We start from the raw sequence: 14629 nt of genomic DNA, 5'->3' as shown, positions 1-14629 counted from the left end.
GCTATAGCCGCAACGGCCAACCCACCAGCAACACACCGATCGTGGTAATGCCGACAATGATATTCATTGGAATGCCCGCCCGCAGAAAATCGCTGAAGCGGTAGGCGCCCGGTCCGTACACCATCAAATTGGTCTGGTAACCCAGCGGCGTCGCGAAACTTGCAGATGCCGCGATCATGATGGCGAACATGAATGGCTCGGGATCCAGACCGGCCTGCTGCGTGATCGCCAACGCCAACGGCACCATGATCACGGCGGCGGCATTGTTGGTGATGGTTTCCGTCAGCAGTGATACGGCAACATACATCAGAATCAACATCAGCCAGGGCCGCCCTCCGCTCAGCGTCACCAGGGTTGATGCCAGCTCCGCTGCCACGCCGGTTTTCTGTAGCGCGGCGCCCAGCGCAAAGGAAGCAGCAATGGTAATAAGCACCGGCAAGTCCAGGCTTTTCTCGGCCTGGCTTATGGTCAGACAGCCAGTCGCCAGCATTAACCCGGCGGCCAGCAACGCTGCATTAAGCATGGATATCAGGCCCAGCCCCGCACCACCCACGGCTAGCAGCAGAATGGCCCAGGACAGCAACGCCTTTTCATGCCGGGGCGTTTCCTTGTCCAGATCGTTGACGACAAGAAAGTCCTTGTTGTACTGCTGACGGGTGACAAATGCCGGCCTCGCTTCAAGCAACATGGTATCGCCCGGCATGATGATGATGTTCCCCAGATTACCAGCGATACGCTCACCATTGCGTGCCAGCGCCAGCACAATGGCGCCATATTGATCATGAAACCGCGAACTGCGGATGGTCTCTCCCACGGCAGCACAGGATTGTGAAACCACCACTTCTACCAGGCGACGCTCTGCGCGATCCTGCATCAAGGCATCGTTGCCATTGCCTACCGACGCGGTAATACCATGAATCCGCAACAGGTCCGTGACCGCTTCGGTTTCACCCGCAAACACCAGGCGATCACCGGCCAGCAGTATTTCTTCTGATGGCGCTGCCGTCACCACCGTATCCCCGCGCAGAATTTCGACCAGGTAAAGGCGCTCAAGTGCGCGCAATCCCGCCTTCTCCACAGTAAGGCCCACCAGTGGGCCGTGAGGATCAACTGCCACCTCGACGGTAAATTCCCGCATGTTGGCGAACGGACGCCGGGCGCTGCGATCGGGCAGCAGGCGCGGCAACACCAGCAACATGAAAATTACCGACACGACTACCACTGGCAGCCCGACCAGGGTAATCGAAAAAATACCAAAGCCGTCGTTGCCGGTTAGCGCTTCATACTGTCCGGACACCACCAGATTGGTGCTGGTACCGATCATGGTCAGAGTGCCGCCGACGATGGCGCCATAACTCAGTGGCATTAGCAGACGAGAGGGTGCGATGCCTATTTTGCGTGACCATGCATTGATGGCAGGGATCATGGTCGCGACCACAGGCGTGTTGTTGAGGAAAGCACTCAGCGGCAGCACGGGTAGAAACAGTCTGAACATGGCCCCGCGCAGCGTTTTGGGCCGCCCCAGGAACTTGTTGACCAGCAGGTCAATACCTCCGGAGGCGTGCAGGCCGCCGGCCACGGCAAACATTGCCGCCACCGTGATCAGACCCGGATTACCAAAACCCGCCAGCGCTTCGCCGGCGCTAAGCACGCCGGTCATGCTCAGTATGGCCAGGGCGGCCAGCAGCACGACGTGAGGTGCCAGCCGCGTCACGATCAACACACCCAGCACACTCAGGGTTAACCCCAGCGATAACCAGCCTTGCCACTCCATGTTCTGCCTCTTTTTGCAATATTGGTTAGGCCCAATGAGATGACAGTATAGAGCAAGTTTTTTATTCCATAAAAGAATATTTAAACATTAAGATATTCCATTGCAGACTAAAAAGCTTTTGCCAGTTCGCCGCGCTGGTAGTCGTTTAATGCCTGTTCGATCTCCTGCCGCGTGTTCATCACAAACGGCCCATATTGCACGATGGGTTCCTGCAGGGGTTTGCCTGCCAACACTACCAATCGTGTATCGGCGTTCTGCGGCGTTATCGTGATCGTATCACCGTCCCGATCCAGGCGGGCAACCTGACCGCGCTTGACCTGCGTGCCTGCATCGCCCAGCGCCGCAGCCCCTTCATAGACATAGACCAGAGCTGTGTGGCCCGCCGGCACTTTTAGCGTGTGCGTGCGTGTGTTGTCGCTGAGCACCAGATCCAGATACACCGGGTCGGTATCAGGTCGCGACACCAGTCCGTCCAGCGGTTGGCCGTCCAGGTCGGCGCTGCCGGCGATCAGTTTTGCGCGGATACCGGACAGGTCTGCCACCGGAATTGAGGCCGAGGCAATATCGCGGTAAGCCGGTGGCTGCATTTTGCTGTGTGACGGCAAATTCAGCCACACCTGAAACCCGCGCATGCGGCCTTCTGTCTGTTTCGGCATTTCCGAGTGGATAATGCCCGCTCCCGCAGTCATCCACTGAACATCACCATTGCGCAGATCACCCACGTTGCCCATGTGATCCTGATGCTCCATGTGCCCCTCAAGCATATAGGTAATGGTCTCAAAGCCACGATGAGGATGCGGCGGGAAACCACCAATATAGTCGCTGGCATCGTAAGAACCGAACTCATCCATCATCAAAAAGGGATCGAACCGGGCCGGATCACCGGTACCGCCGAATACGCGCAACAGTTTGACGCCATCGCCGTCTGATGAGGCACGGGCAGCGATAATTTCCTGTACTGCTTTAACAGTGCTAATCATTGTGTTCATTTTAACCTCCGGTCATCGACATGATGATTAATGACACCGATGTTACTCCCATTTAACTGATGATATGATGCAATTTTGTCGGCCTAAACATTAAATAATCCGAACTATCACCGCATTTCATCGGCAGGGCATGATTATGAAATTACCACGAATCAGCCTGGAGCAATGGGCCGCCTTCAAAGCCGTTGTAGACGAAGGCAGCTTTGCCAACGCGGCAGAGGCCCTGAACAAAAGCCAATCCAGTGTCAGTTACGCCATTGCGCGACTGAACGAACTGCTGCCATCGCCGGTACTGGAATTGGCAGGCCGCAAAGCCGTGCTGACCCGCGAAGGCAAAGTCATGTACCGTCGGGCAACACAATTGCTGGCGCAGGCCGACGCTGCCGAGCAAACCGCCCAACTGCTGGCTCGCGGCATTGAATCGGAGATAGTCCTGGCGATTGATGGCCTGCTGGAACCGGGCCAACTGATTCCCGTGCTCGAGCGGTTTTCGGCGATGTATCCCATGACCCGTTTACGCTTGCTTGAGACACAGTTGTCCGGCACGACCGAAGCCCTGTTGGAAAAAAAAGCCGACATAGTGTTGGGCAACCAGGTGCCGGTTGGTCACCTGGGCACGCCGCTAAAAAGCATTCGCATGGTTGCCGTCGCACATCCGGACCATCCCCTGTGCCAGACCGAAGCCAGTGCTGGTATCAACGACTGGGAGCTACGCACCTGGCGCCAGGTAGTACTCCGTGACAGCGGCACCCGCCGCGAACAGGATGCAGGTTGGCTCGGCTCCGAACAACGCTGGACTGTCAGCCACTTTTCCACCAGCCTCAAGGTGCTGCGCGCCGGCCTGGCGTTCGCATTTGTCCCCTACGACTGGGTAGCACAGGACATCGAAAACGGCGACCTCAAGATTGTGCCACTCAGCCTGGGCGCCGAACGGCAGCTGCCCATCTACATGATGATGGCGTCCAGCGATAGCTGCGGCCCGGCAACCTCTGCCCTGGCCGACCTGCTCCAGCAACATTTCGTTAAATGAGCAACGATGCGAAGCTGCAGACATTGCAGCCTGGCTCAGCGACGACGATCCATAACGCGATCAAATATCGCCCAGTTGTCCGGCAACAGATTCTGCTCGGCACTGACCTGCGTTCCTAACAACAGGTAATGCCGTTCGGCATTGCTGTAGGGCAGCCACTGTGGTTGCCCCGGCGCACTGGGGACGCCGTGGTGGGCAAAGTTCACCCAGTAGTCCGACATAATGTCGGCCAGGCGATAATCCATGGCTGATGCCTGATTGCGCAAGGTGTGCACATTGTTGAACACGTAGGCTATTTCAGCCGCATGATATGCCCCCAACTCCTGAGCCATGGGGCCCGGCGGCCGGTGGGTGAAAAAATACAGATACGCTGATTCGTCAACATTGCGCGTCAGGTTGGCCCAGGTCACCATATTCCAGCCGAAGGCTCCGTCACGATAATTGTCGAGCGTGGATTTGCGGATGTCGTCGGCCGGATAAACGTCCAGGATCATGTCCGCGAAATCGCCATACACCGATCTTATGCGCGCCTCATAAGCCTCCGCAGAATCGGGCAGGGTACTGGCGGCGCCCAGCGTGGTGCCCTCGTCACTGTTAAAGCCCACCAGCACCGGCACCTTGTTTTGGCGACCCTGTGAAAACATCTGGTAGGGTTGCTCTGGAATCACCCAGCCATCGACAATTCCATCACTGCGAAATCCCTGCTCGGCCGCACCATCAAGCAGGTCACGCGCCGGCATTGCACGCAGGTCACTCAGAGAGCCGGCGCCCAAACGCCCGGCCAGCTGAGTACCCGCAGCCGTGGCTGACATGCCGGCACTGCCCTGGCGGTCCAGTTCCACGCGCGGGTCCAGGCGCGCACCGCTCTGCGCGATGGCCTTGTCAAACAAGCCTTCAGCCAACGGGCTTGCGGTCAGAAAATGTACGCTCCAGGCACCCGCAGACTCACCAAACACAGTAACATTGTCCGGGTCACCACCAAATGCGGCGATGTTTTCCTGTACCCATTCCAACGCCTGGATCTGATCCAGGATGCCATAATTCCCGGCCGAAAATTCAGCAGACTCGGCGACCAGCTCGGGATGCGCAAAATACCCAAATACTCCCAACCGATAATTGATGGTGACCACAACCACGTCTTTTTGCGCCAGACTGCTGCCATCGTAAGTATCGATGGCGCCGGAGCCCCGGGTCAGGGCGCCACCATGCAGCCAAACCATGACCGGCCGCGCTTCTTCCGGTTCAGCAGCAGTCCACACATTCAGGTACAGACAGTCCTCACTGGTCAATCGCGCAGGGCGGTAAAAAAAGGAACCTTCCGGGTAGGGTTGTTGCATACAGTCGGGACCAAACGTGTCGGCCATGCGCTCACCGGTCCAGCTCTCGGCTGTTGCGGGCGGTTGCCAGCGCGCCTGACCCACCGGCGGCGCGGCGTAAGGAATGCCTTTGAAAACACTCACCGCCGGTGCCCGCTCTGACAGCGTTCCCAGCAGTTTGCCGTGAGTGGTTTCTGCCAACGGGTGACCGGGCTGTGCATTGGCGAAACCCGCAAGCACAACAAGCATGCCTACGCCAAACCAGCACGTCAGCCGGGCGAGCCGGGATGGATTGAATGGGCCTGGACTTGTTATTGTCATTGCTTGCGTGTCCTCTCGTCAGCTTGTGTTGTAATTCGATCGACAGGCAAGTCTGGCATCGCACTCGTGTGTTTGACAAGAGTATGCAGTAAACTGTGCGCCATGATCACGTCAAACCTGGCCGCGTGGCGGCACACTTTGTATCAGTCCCACCTGTCACGCCGGCCTTCACGCCAGCGTGCACTTGCCTGTTTACTGGCCCTGAGCATGCCCGCCTGGGCCTCCGCGCAGGACCATGCCGCCGGTGTATCGACGGACGTGCAGAGTTGTGTTCAGCAACAGGTCGTCAAACCCGAACATATCGATCTCAGCGTCTCCGACTTGTTTGCCTTGTGTGAGCAACCAGCGTCGGCCGATGAGCCACAACCCGGCGTCGCCAGTGTCACCGACGACCCCGGCAGCAGTATCATGGTTGAGCCTGCCAATGACCTGAGTCGTTTCTTCCGTCCTTACAAAGACAACTATATCGTTTTTGGCCGGGCCAGGACGGCGGACGGATCCCCCCCTTTCAGTGGCAACCGGCTGGATACCAAGTTTGAACTGGGGCTGACATTCAATTTATTTGAAGAGATCACCAACCTGACGTTTTTGGCACCGCTGGGATTTGGTTATTCGCAACGCTCCTGGTGGGATATATCGGAAGAATCTCAACCCTTTGCCGAGCACAATTACAATCCGGAAATATTCTGGCGCTTTGACCAACCCTCTCGCCCGCTTGCCGGCAAGTTTCCGTTTGTTGATATCGTAGGCATTGAGCATCAATCCAATGGCCAGCAAGGACCCGAGTCCCGAAGCTGGGATCGCGCCTATGTGCAAAGAGAGTTCGATTTGCTTCCCGGGCTTAGCGTCGATATCAAATTGTGGCGTGTCATCGGCGACGAGGCCACCAATACTGACATCACCGATTACCTGGGCCAGGGTGAGGCAACATTCAAATTCAGCCCCAATGACCGCACCCAGCTCAGACTTCGCCTGATCAAAGGCAATGAAGTGGAAAAGTACAGTTATCAGTTCGATATCAGCTATCGCCGGCCCTGGGTAAATAGCGCATTCTTTATCAGTTATTATGAGGGATACGGAGAAGCACTGATTTCCTATAATCAGAAAACGCGCAGCTTGCGCGCAGGACTATACTTCCCGCTTGAAGTCCTGTCGCTTTGATAAACCAGGGGTGATAGTTTGAGCTCGATGGACACTGCAAAGCGGAGTTCGACCATATCTGGTCCAGGGACAGGAAACGAACTGGTATGAACACGATGGACGCACGTAGGGGCAAGCAGTGACTTCACCAGCAGCAGACAACTCAATCACGCTGGGATTTTTTCGTGGCAACCACTGCGCTCACTACGGCGACCTGCGCATTATTTCAGCGTTCCAGCCGATCTATAGCCTTGCCCATCGACGCATAGTCGGACTTGAAGGCCTGGTAAGAGCCATTACCCCCGACGATCAGATCATACCCCCGGCCATTCTCTTTGGTGCGCGCGAAGAAAACACCATCTTCGAACTGGACAAGCTTTGTCAGATCATTCATCTGGAAAATTTTTACGCAATAGACCCACCCAATGCCTGGCTTTTCCTTAATGTTGACCCCAAAACCCTGTCACAAAAGCAAACGTTCAGCGCCTTTCTGAGTAAACTGCTGCAGGAAAAAAATTACAACCCCAACCGGATTGTCATCGAAATACTGGAGTCCACTATTGATGACGAACTGCAGCTGGAAGCCCAGATCAAGGAATACAAGGACATGGGATTCCTGATTGCCATAGATGACTTTGGCGCCGGCCACTCTAACTTCGAACGGATCTGGCGCATCCAGCCCGATATCGTCAAGCTGGACCGGGGCATGCTACAAAAAGCCGGAATTGACCCCAGCGTCAAGGCCCTACTGAAAGGTGTCACCAGTATGCTGCACAATTGCCAGTGCATCGTGCTGGCAGAAGGAATTGAAACCGAGAATGAAGCAATGGCCGCCATGGATGCTCAGGTCGACCTGGTGCAGGGTTTCTATTTCGCCCATCCATTCCTGTTATCAGAGTCGGTGGCGACACGCAGCGGCCTGTGGAAGTCCTTGTACAACAGTTTTGACGAACTGACTTTACGCAGCAGCGAGGACGAGCGCTTGCTGTTGTCTCCCTACAGCCATCGTTTCGCGGCGCTTACCATCGGCGCACAGAAGAAAAATCAGGTCACCGACATTGCCAATGGTATGTTCAGACTCGACCGCACCATCCGTTTGTATCAACTGGCGCCGGACGGCAGCCAGTGCTACTCCAACCTCGACTCACCCAATATTGAACTACCGACGAGGAACCGGCTTCGTGTTCTCTCTGACACTCACGGAGCAAGCTGGAAACGACGGGATTATTTTGTCAATGCGGTACAGAACCCGGGCAACATGCAGATAACACCCCCGTACTTCTCGATCTCCGACGGCACGCTATGTATCACGCTGTCAGTGATGACCCGAATTGAGGACGGTGACTACATTATCTGCTGCGATATACTTTTTGAGCGTTGACCCGATACAGCGGAACAACGCAAGGCGATCATGGCGACCGCCCGCACATTAATCATTTTACCTACCAGGACTATCCTGCGAACTCAAAACCCGGGAAATATATCGGTAACACCGGCGATATGCAGCGGCACGATAGCCATGGCCCATAACGAACATGGTCCATAACGAATCTACTCAGACGGTCCCGCCTGGTATATATGGACATCCCGTTGCGGGAACGGAATGCTCAATCCTTCTTTATCAAACGTTTTATAGACCATTTCATTCATTTTAAAGTGTACCGGCCAGAAATCTCCGGCATTGACCCATGCCCTGAGCACGATGTTAACGGAGCTGTCGGCCAGCGCCGACACCGCCATGAAAGGCGCCGGATCTTTCAGGATACGCTCGTCATCTGCGATCAGGCGGCCCAGTACTTCATAAGCCTTGTCGACGTCGTCGCCATAGGCAATACCGAATGTCCAGTCGACGCGGCGTAGCGGTTCGGTCGAAAAATTTGTCAATGATCCGGTGGCCAGCGGCCCATTGGGCAAAATAATGGTTTTGTTATCGGGCGTTGTCAGCACGGTGACAAAGATCTGAATTTCCTTGACCGAGCCCATGTAACCCTGGGCTTCGATGAAATCGCCCACCTTGAAGTATTTGAAAAACAGGATCATGACACCGCCAGCAAAGTTCTGCAGCGTGCCTGATAGCGCCAGACCTATGGCGAGACCGGCGGCACCAAGAATGGCGATGAATGAGGTCATCTCTATGCCGAGGACACCCAGCGCGGTGATATAAACCAGCACCTTCAGCAGGATCGATAACAGGCTGCTGAGGAATGACCCCAGCGACGGATCCACTTTCCCCCGACTCAGCATAGCCTTGACGACTCTGCCTGCAAGTCCGGCCAGCCACAGGCCCAGTACCAGCGTCAGAACCGAACCGATAATTCTGGGCCCGTAAGTCATGGCGAACGCCAGCAGCACCTCGGTGCTAACGTCCAGATTACCCAGGTCGAGATTTTGTAACGCCTCCATTGCCTAGCTCCTACCTTGTTATTTAATTGCGGCTATTAACCTATACTTGTGACGCGGCTGTCAAACTCAAGCTCACTGTATCGCACCAATGATAGCAATGAAGTTGCGAACCAACAGTGTCATACGCATAATGAATGCTGAATTCGCGAACCCTGGAGCCAATGATGAGCACCCGCGCAAGCAAGCCGGAACCCGGACCTTCTGTTGCCGGTCTGCCGGTCAACAATATGGTCACTGAAGTCTCTCGCATTTGCACGCTACTAACGTGCCTGATACTGATTGCCATGCCAGCTGCCGGCGCTCCCACAGCATTAACTGATGTCCGCATAATCGACGGCACTGGCGGCGCTCCTGTTGAAAATGGTGTCCTTGTCGTCGATGGTGGCCGCATTATCGCTGTTGGTCATGCGGACAACGTCACTATTCCGGACGACGCGGAGCAGCAGTCGCTGGCCGGTAAAACGCTGACACCCGGCTTCATCAACTCCCACGGACACGCCGGGGCAATCCGTGGACTGGAGTCAGGGCATTACAGCCGGCAAAACCTGTTGCGCCAGCTTGATTTGTACGCACGTTACGGCGTCACAACAGTTGTCAGCCTCGGCGATGATGAGTCAGAAGGCTTCGCGTTGCGGAACCAGCAGAATACACCGACTCTCGACCGGGCACGACTTTATGTTGCCGGCCCGGTGCTGTCCGCACGGACGCCAGAAGAAGGCCGGACCCTGGTAGACACTACCGCCGGACTGTCGCCGGATTTTATCAAAATCCGGGTCGATGACAATCTGGGGCGTACCCCGAAGATGTCTGCGGATGTTTACCAGGCAATCAGCAAACGCGCTGACCATCATGGTATTCCACTCGCAGTACACACCTATTATCTGCAGGACACCAAAGACCTGGTTCGCGCAGGTGCGGATTTTATTGCTCACAGTGTGCGCGATGTTCACGTTGACAACGAGTTTGTTGATCTGATGCTGGCCAGTAATGTGTGTTACACCCCGACACTGACGCGCGAGTTGTCCACCTATGTCTATGAAAGCGAGCCGGATTTTTTTGCCGACCCGTTTTTCCTCCGCGAAGCCGACCCTGCAGTACTTGCTACCCTGCGCGAGCCAGAACGCCAGCAACGGGTGCGGGAAAGCGCCGCAGCGCAGCAATACAAAGCATCGCTGCCAATCGCTATGGCTAATGTTAAGATGCTGACTGATGCGGGCGTACAAATCGCCATGGGCACCGACAGCGGTCCGCCCGCGCGCTTCCAGGGCTACTTTGAACACCTGGAAATGTGGATGATGCAGGACGCCGGCATGACCCCCATGCAGATTCTGCACTCAGCCACCGGCGGCGCCGCAGACTGCATGGGCTTGAGTGAAACCGGTACGCTGACCGTTGGCAATTGGGCCGATATGCTGGTCATGGGGGAAAACCCGCTAGAGGACATCAGACATACCCGCTCGCTGGAACAGGTGTGGATTGCGGGCAAACCAATACACCTGGCACGTTGATACGCCAGCGCACGACATCAATTGAAGAGGCTCCACGATGTTGCAGTTTATCAAGTTCACGCAATTGCCGGTCAGTAACCAGCGCCGTGCCATGCGCTTCTATACCGAGAAGCTGGGATTCAGAATCCTGCAGAATACGCCCTACAAAACCGGTTGGCGATGGATAGAGCTGGGCATCCCCGGCGCCGAGACAGCGATATTGCTCACTCAGCGTGAGAACGACCTGATCAATGAAGTCCCCAGCCTGGTCCTGGCGGTCGATGACGTGGAGACCACTTATGAGGACTTGTGTGCCCGCGGAGTCCACGGCCTGCAGCCACCGAGGCCGGCGCCGTGGAATCCAGAGCAGAGTTTTGCTCTGCTGCGTGACAGCGAAGGGAATACGCTGCTGATCGGATCCGGCGACGACTGAGGTGTTCAAGCGACGGCGCTCAAGCCAACCCTATCCGAGGCAGAACTGAATGGACAGTTTCTGGAGTAGCAGTCGCGCGCAAAGCATGACCGGCGGCGCCGTTCTTGTCATCGTCAGCGCGCTCTCCGTTTATCTGTTGGCCGAGACAGCAGGACAATGGAATACCACGCTGTCAGTAATCACTGCGCTTTTTGCGCTGGTCGTGCTCTGCTTTGCTTTGTTCACATCTGCATGGGCAGAGGGATCGCAACGACGGTTGCAGGCTCTGCTTTGGCTGGAAGCCGCTGCTATCTTTGTCCTGTACTTCCAGGTCGACATCAGCTTCGTCGCCATCCTGGGCATCGTCTGGGTCGTTCAGGCCACCGAATTATTCCCTATTCGCACCACCGGCTGGCTGCTGCTGGGCAGTGTTGCGGCATTTGCTTTGAGCCAGGTGTTTCACTGGGGTGATGAAAACCTGATGCTGGCACTGACCGGATCGGTCACTCTGGGCCTGTTTCATGTATTCGCCGTTCTGGCCACTCACCGCGCCCGTAGTGAACAGGAATTACGCGAAGAAACCGCCGCCTTGAACCGCGAGTTGCTGGCAACCCGCGAACTGTTATCCGAACATTCGCGACAAAGTGAACGCCTGCGCATTGCTCGCGATCTGCACGACCTGCTTGGCCACCACCTGACAGCCCAGATACTGCAACTGGAAGTGGCCACCCACATCACCGACGGCGCCGGCAAGCAGAAAGTGGAGCAGGCGCTGGCGTTAGGCAAACTGCTGCTCAGTGATTTGCGCACCGCGGTCAGCGAGCTACGGGAAGACGAACCGATCAACTTCCGGGACGCGGTACAGAAACTGATCAGTGATATTCCCGGCATCAGCATTGAGCTCAATTTCAGCGCGACACTGGGTGAGATAGAACTGGCACAGACCCTGCTGCGCTGCACCCGGGAAGCACTGACCAATGTATTGCGGCACAGTGGCGCCAACCGCTGCGAGATCTCGTTCACCCGCCACGACGATAAGGATTACATGCTGCAGGTTCAGGACAATGGTGGCAAACGACAAAAAATTGTTGCCGGCAATGGCCTCAAGGGCATCAAGGAGCGCATTGAAGAAGTCGGCGGTAGCGTTAACTGGCTATCCGACAAACAGGGATTTCGGTTGCAGATTCGCCTGCCCGCCCGCAACCCCGATACGGATACCGTCGACACCACCAGAGTCGCCTCCTGAGCAACCCTCAGATGACGGCGTGTCGCACTTTTGCCGACACCCATTCAGACACAATCACGGTGGCAAAAATCAAGACAAAAACAGTGGCAACCTGAGCCCAGGCAAGGTTATTGATGGCAGCATTCATCTGCAAACCGATGCCTCCTGCGCCTACCAGTCCCAACGTTGTTGCTTCACGAATATTGATATCCCAGCGGTACACACTGATACCGGCAAACGCCGGCATGATCTGAGGCCACACCGCGTAGGCAAGTACCTGGGTGCGCGCCGCGCCGGTGGATGACAATGCTTCAACAGGGGTAGGGTGTATTTCTTCAATGGCTTCGTACAGCAGCTTACCGACAAAACCAATAGAGCGTAGCGCGATGGCCAGCATGCCAGCGAATATGCCCGGCCCGACGATGGTGACCAGCAGCATCGCCCAGATCAACGCGTTGATTGAACGTGAACTGACAATAATGGCCAATGCCACTGCACGCAAGGCAGGATGTGGCGTGGTATTACGTGCCGCCAGAAAAGACAGGGGAAATGCAATCAGAATACCCAGCGCGGTACCGACGGTTGCGATGTTGATGGTGTCCCATAATGGCACCATCAGCGAACCGGTAATACTCCAGTCAGGCGGGATCATCCTGCCGATCAGACTGCCGGCCTGTGTGCCAGCATCGTACATGAACTCCCAGATGGTGTTGTCGGAAATTACCTTCCAACACAGCAGGAACAGCATGCCACCCAGCATCCAGCCGGCCCAGATGGCGTATTGTTTCAGGGGTTCGCGACGCTGCCAGACTGGCACATTGTTGACGTGTTTAACCGGCATTATTGCGTCCACTTGCGCACATACCCGGACAGGTATTCGCTCATCAGTACGATAACGATAATCAGCAACAGAATGGCCGCCGACGTATCATAGTCATATCGGTTAATGGAGGTGTTCAGGGTTGCACCGATGCCACCGGCGCCAACAATACCGATAACCGCCGATTCCCGGAAGTTGATATCCAGCCGGTACAGCGACAGCCCGATCAAACGCGGCATGACCTGAGGTTGAACGGCGTAGTTGATCCACTGCAACCAGCCACCACCGGTAGCGCGGATGGCTTCCAGGGGCTCTTTTTGCGTGTCTTCAATATCTTCTGCCAACAGTTTGGCCATGAAACCGATGGTGGCAAACGCCAGCGTAATCACCCCCGCCAGCGGGCCAAAGCCGAACATGGTGACAAACAGAATGGCAATGATGATTTCCTGAAAGGTACGGGAGATGGCAATGATGCCGCGACAGAAAAAGTACACCGGCAAGGGCGCGATGTTGCGCGCGGCGCCCAGGCCGACCGGAATCGCCAGCGCAACGCCAATGACAGTGGCGGTGAAAGTCATGGTCAGACTCTCCCACAGCCCGGTCAGGATCTCGCCGCTTCGACTGCTGAAATCAGGGCTCAGAAACGACGCTACAAATTCCTGGCCCCGCTCCATGCCCTGTGCCACCCGGCTCCAGTTGACATCAACACTGAGCCACGCCAGCACGATATACAGCAACACGCTGACATTGATAAACCAGCGCCAGTGCCGGCTACGAACCAGCGGTAATGGGCGCCAGTGCCCCTCACGGGCCTGCGCCATACGTTGCCGTTCTGGCGCCGACAACAACTCGCTGCCGGTGTCTGCCGGGCTCACGGGTGAGCTCCGGCGATATCAACGCTGGCAGCAGCCGGTGGTTCGGCATCTTCATTGTCATCGTCAACCACCGACCAATCCTCTTCACCATAAATACTGGTCAGGATGTCCGGGCTGAGGTCCTTGGGATCCCCGTCAAATACCAGCTCACCACCGCGCAAACCGACAACCCTATCAACAAACTGCTGGGCCAGCACGACATCATGGATATTGATGATGGCTGCGAGTTGTTGCTCGCGGCACAGCTCGCAGATCAGTCGCATTATCTGGCGTGAGGTTTTGGGATCCAGACTGGCAGTAGGCTCATCGACCAGCAGCAGCTTTGGGTTCTGCATGAGTGCACGGGCAATTCCCACCCGCTGTTTCTGTCCACCAGAGAGAGCATCACCACGCTTGTCAAACATGGTTTGCAGCCCGACCCGCTCAAGCAGATTAAACGCCTGCTGAATATCAGACGCCGGAAATCTGCGCAGAAAGCTACGCCAGAAACCGACATAGGCCAGACGCCCGGACAACACATTCTCCATCACGGACAAACGCTCAACCAGAGCATAATTCTGGAAAATCATGCCAATCTGGCGTCGGGCCTGACGCAGTTTGGTGCCGCGGACACGCGTGATGTCCTGGTCATTGAGTTCAATTGCACCAGTGCTGGGCTCAACTAGCCGATTGACGCAGCGAATCAAAGTACTTTTGCCGGCACCCGACGGGCCGATCAGCGCCATCACCTGCCCGGCCGGTACCGTCAGGTTGATATCATTCAGCGCCAGATCGCCGGTATCGTAACGCTTGCTCAGCCCGGTGAGTTTAAGCATGGTGGCCTCTTGTTGTTATCAA

General features: G+C 56.2%; 13 protein-coding genes. 6 read left to right on the top strand and 7 right to left on the bottom strand.

The window, feature by feature from the left end:
* Position 1 precedes the first annotated feature (1 nt).
* Complete coding sequence (locus ENH71_RS13920; RefSeq protein WP_294136389.1) at positions 2 to 1774, bottom strand: SLC13 family permease; 1773 nt, start codon at positions 1772 to 1774, stop codon at positions 2 to 4.
* A 107-nt stretch (positions 1775 to 1881) separates the two neighbouring features.
* On the bottom strand, positions 1882 to 2763 hold the full coding sequence (locus ENH71_RS13915) for a pirin family protein (RefSeq protein ID WP_294136391.1): 882 nt from the start codon (positions 2761 to 2763) through the stop codon (positions 1882 to 1884).
* A gap of 136 nt (positions 2764 to 2899) precedes the next feature.
* On the opposite strand from ENH71_RS13915, the gene ENH71_RS13910 reads away from it, so the two are divergent.
* Positions 2900 to 3793 (top strand): LysR family transcriptional regulator, encoded by an 894-nt coding sequence (locus ENH71_RS13910; protein WP_294136395.1) that lies wholly within the window; start codon positions 2900 to 2902, stop codon positions 3791 to 3793.
* Between the two features lie 35 nt (positions 3794 to 3828).
* On the opposite strand, the gene ENH71_RS13905 is transcribed toward ENH71_RS13910, so the two are convergent.
* Positions 3829 to 5430 (bottom strand): carboxylesterase/lipase family protein, encoded by a 1602-nt coding sequence (locus ENH71_RS13905; protein ID WP_294136397.1) that lies wholly within the window; start codon positions 5428 to 5430, stop codon positions 3829 to 3831.
* A 102-nt stretch (positions 5431 to 5532) separates the two neighbouring features.
* On the opposite strand from ENH71_RS13905, the gene ENH71_RS13900 reads away from it, so the two are divergent.
* On the top strand, positions 5533 to 6591 hold the full coding sequence (locus ENH71_RS13900) for a phospholipase A (protein ID WP_294136399.1): 1059 nt from the start codon (positions 5533 to 5535) through the stop codon (positions 6589 to 6591).
* A 118-nt stretch (positions 6592 to 6709) separates the two neighbouring features.
* Entirely contained in the window at positions 6710 to 7951 is a 1242-nt protein-coding gene (locus ENH71_RS13895; RefSeq protein ID WP_294136403.1) for a sensor domain-containing phosphodiesterase, read from the top strand.
* A gap of 170 nt (positions 7952 to 8121) precedes the next feature.
* On the opposite strand, the gene ENH71_RS13890 is transcribed toward ENH71_RS13895, so the two are convergent.
* Positions 8122 to 8973 (bottom strand): mechanosensitive ion channel family protein, encoded by an 852-nt coding sequence (locus ENH71_RS13890; RefSeq protein WP_317622424.1) that lies wholly within the window; start codon positions 8971 to 8973, stop codon positions 8122 to 8124.
* Positions 8974 to 9107: 134 nt separating this feature from the next.
* On the opposite strand from ENH71_RS13890, the gene ENH71_RS13885 reads away from it, so the two are divergent.
* From ENH71_RS13885 to ENH71_RS13875, 3 genes are read left to right on the top strand one after another with little or no spacing between them, the layout of a single operon-like run.
* Positions 9108 to 10481 carry an amidohydrolase family protein gene (locus ENH71_RS13885; protein WP_294136405.1) on the top strand — a complete coding sequence of 458 codons (1374 nt, stop codon included), beginning with the start codon at positions 9108 to 9110 and terminating at the stop codon, positions 10479 to 10481.
* Between the two features lie 37 nt (positions 10482 to 10518).
* The gene (locus tag ENH71_RS13880; protein WP_294136406.1) at positions 10519 to 10893 is read left to right on the top strand and encodes a VOC family protein; all 375 of its coding nucleotides are present in this window, start codon (positions 10519 to 10521) and stop codon (positions 10891 to 10893) included.
* Between the two features lie 49 nt (positions 10894 to 10942).
* Positions 10943 to 12118, top strand: coding sequence for a sensor histidine kinase (locus ENH71_RS13875; RefSeq protein WP_294136408.1), 1176 nt, complete (start codon positions 10943 to 10945; stop codon positions 12116 to 12118).
* A gap of 7 nt (positions 12119 to 12125) precedes the next feature.
* Here the strand turns inward: ENH71_RS13875 and phnE (ENH71_RS13870) are convergent, their stop codons facing one another.
* From phnE (ENH71_RS13870) to phnC, 3 genes are read right to left on the bottom strand one after another with little or no spacing between them, the layout of a single operon-like run.
* Entirely contained in the window at positions 12126 to 12938 is an 813-nt protein-coding gene (gene phnE, locus ENH71_RS13870; protein ID WP_294136410.1) for a phosphonate ABC transporter, permease protein PhnE, read from the bottom strand.
* A complete protein-coding gene (phnE, locus tag ENH71_RS13865) occupies positions 12938 to 13792 on the bottom strand; it encodes a phosphonate ABC transporter, permease protein PhnE (RefSeq protein WP_317622425.1) in 855 nt (284 codons plus the stop codon). The genes phnE (ENH71_RS13870) and phnE (ENH71_RS13865) overlap by 1 nt, the downstream gene beginning before the upstream one ends.
* Positions 13789 to 14607: a phosphonate ABC transporter ATP-binding protein gene (gene phnC / locus ENH71_RS13860; RefSeq protein WP_294136411.1), complete on the bottom strand. Its 819-nt coding sequence runs from the start codon at positions 14605 to 14607 to the stop codon at positions 13789 to 13791. Before phnC ends, phnE (ENH71_RS13865) begins: the two co-directional genes overlap by 4 nt.
* Between the last annotated feature and the right edge of the window lie 22 nt (positions 14608 to 14629).

The organism is Pseudohongiella sp. (genome assembly GCF_011050365.1).
Lineage (GTDB): Bacteria > Pseudomonadota > Gammaproteobacteria > Pseudomonadales > Pseudohongiellaceae > Pseudohongiella.
Note: the sequence above shows the minus strand (reverse complement) of the source record. Positions and strands in the feature narration are given on the sequence as shown.

Coding starts and splice junctions, on each gene's coding strand:
- ENH71_RS13910 (WP_294136395.1), top strand. CDS start 2,900: ATGAAATTACCACGAATCAGCCTGGAGCAATGGGCCGCCTTCAAAGCC.
- ENH71_RS13890 (WP_317622424.1), bottom strand. CDS start 8,973: ATGGAGGCGTTACAAAATCTCGACCTGGGTAATCTGGACGTTAGCACC.
- ENH71_RS13885 (WP_294136405.1), top strand. CDS start 9,108: ATGCTGAATTCGCGAACCCTGGAGCCAATGATGAGCACCCGCGCAAGC.
- ENH71_RS13875 (WP_294136408.1), top strand. CDS start 10,943: ATGGACAGTTTCTGGAGTAGCAGTCGCGCGCAAAGCATGACCGGCGGC.
- ENH71_RS13880 (WP_294136406.1), top strand. CDS start 10,519: ATGTTGCAGTTTATCAAGTTCACGCAATTGCCGGTCAGTAACCAGCGC.
- ENH71_RS13900 (WP_294136399.1), top strand. CDS start 5,533: ATGATCACGTCAAACCTGGCCGCGTGGCGGCACACTTTGTATCAGTCC.
- ENH71_RS13920 (WP_294136389.1), bottom strand. CDS start 1,774: ATGGAGTGGCAAGGCTGGTTATCGCTGGGGTTAACCCTGAGTGTGCTG.
- phnC (WP_294136411.1), bottom strand. CDS start 14,607: ATGCTTAAACTCACCGGGCTGAGCAAGCGTTACGATACCGGCGATCTG.
- phnE (WP_294136410.1), bottom strand. CDS start 12,938: ATGCCGGTTAAACACGTCAACAATGTGCCAGTCTGGCAGCGTCGCGAA.
- ENH71_RS13905 (WP_294136397.1), bottom strand. CDS start 5,430: ATGACAATAACAAGTCCAGGCCCATTCAATCCATCCCGGCTCGCCCGG.
- ENH71_RS13915 (WP_294136391.1), bottom strand. CDS start 2,763: ATGAACACAATGATTAGCACTGTTAAAGCAGTACAGGAAATTATCGCT.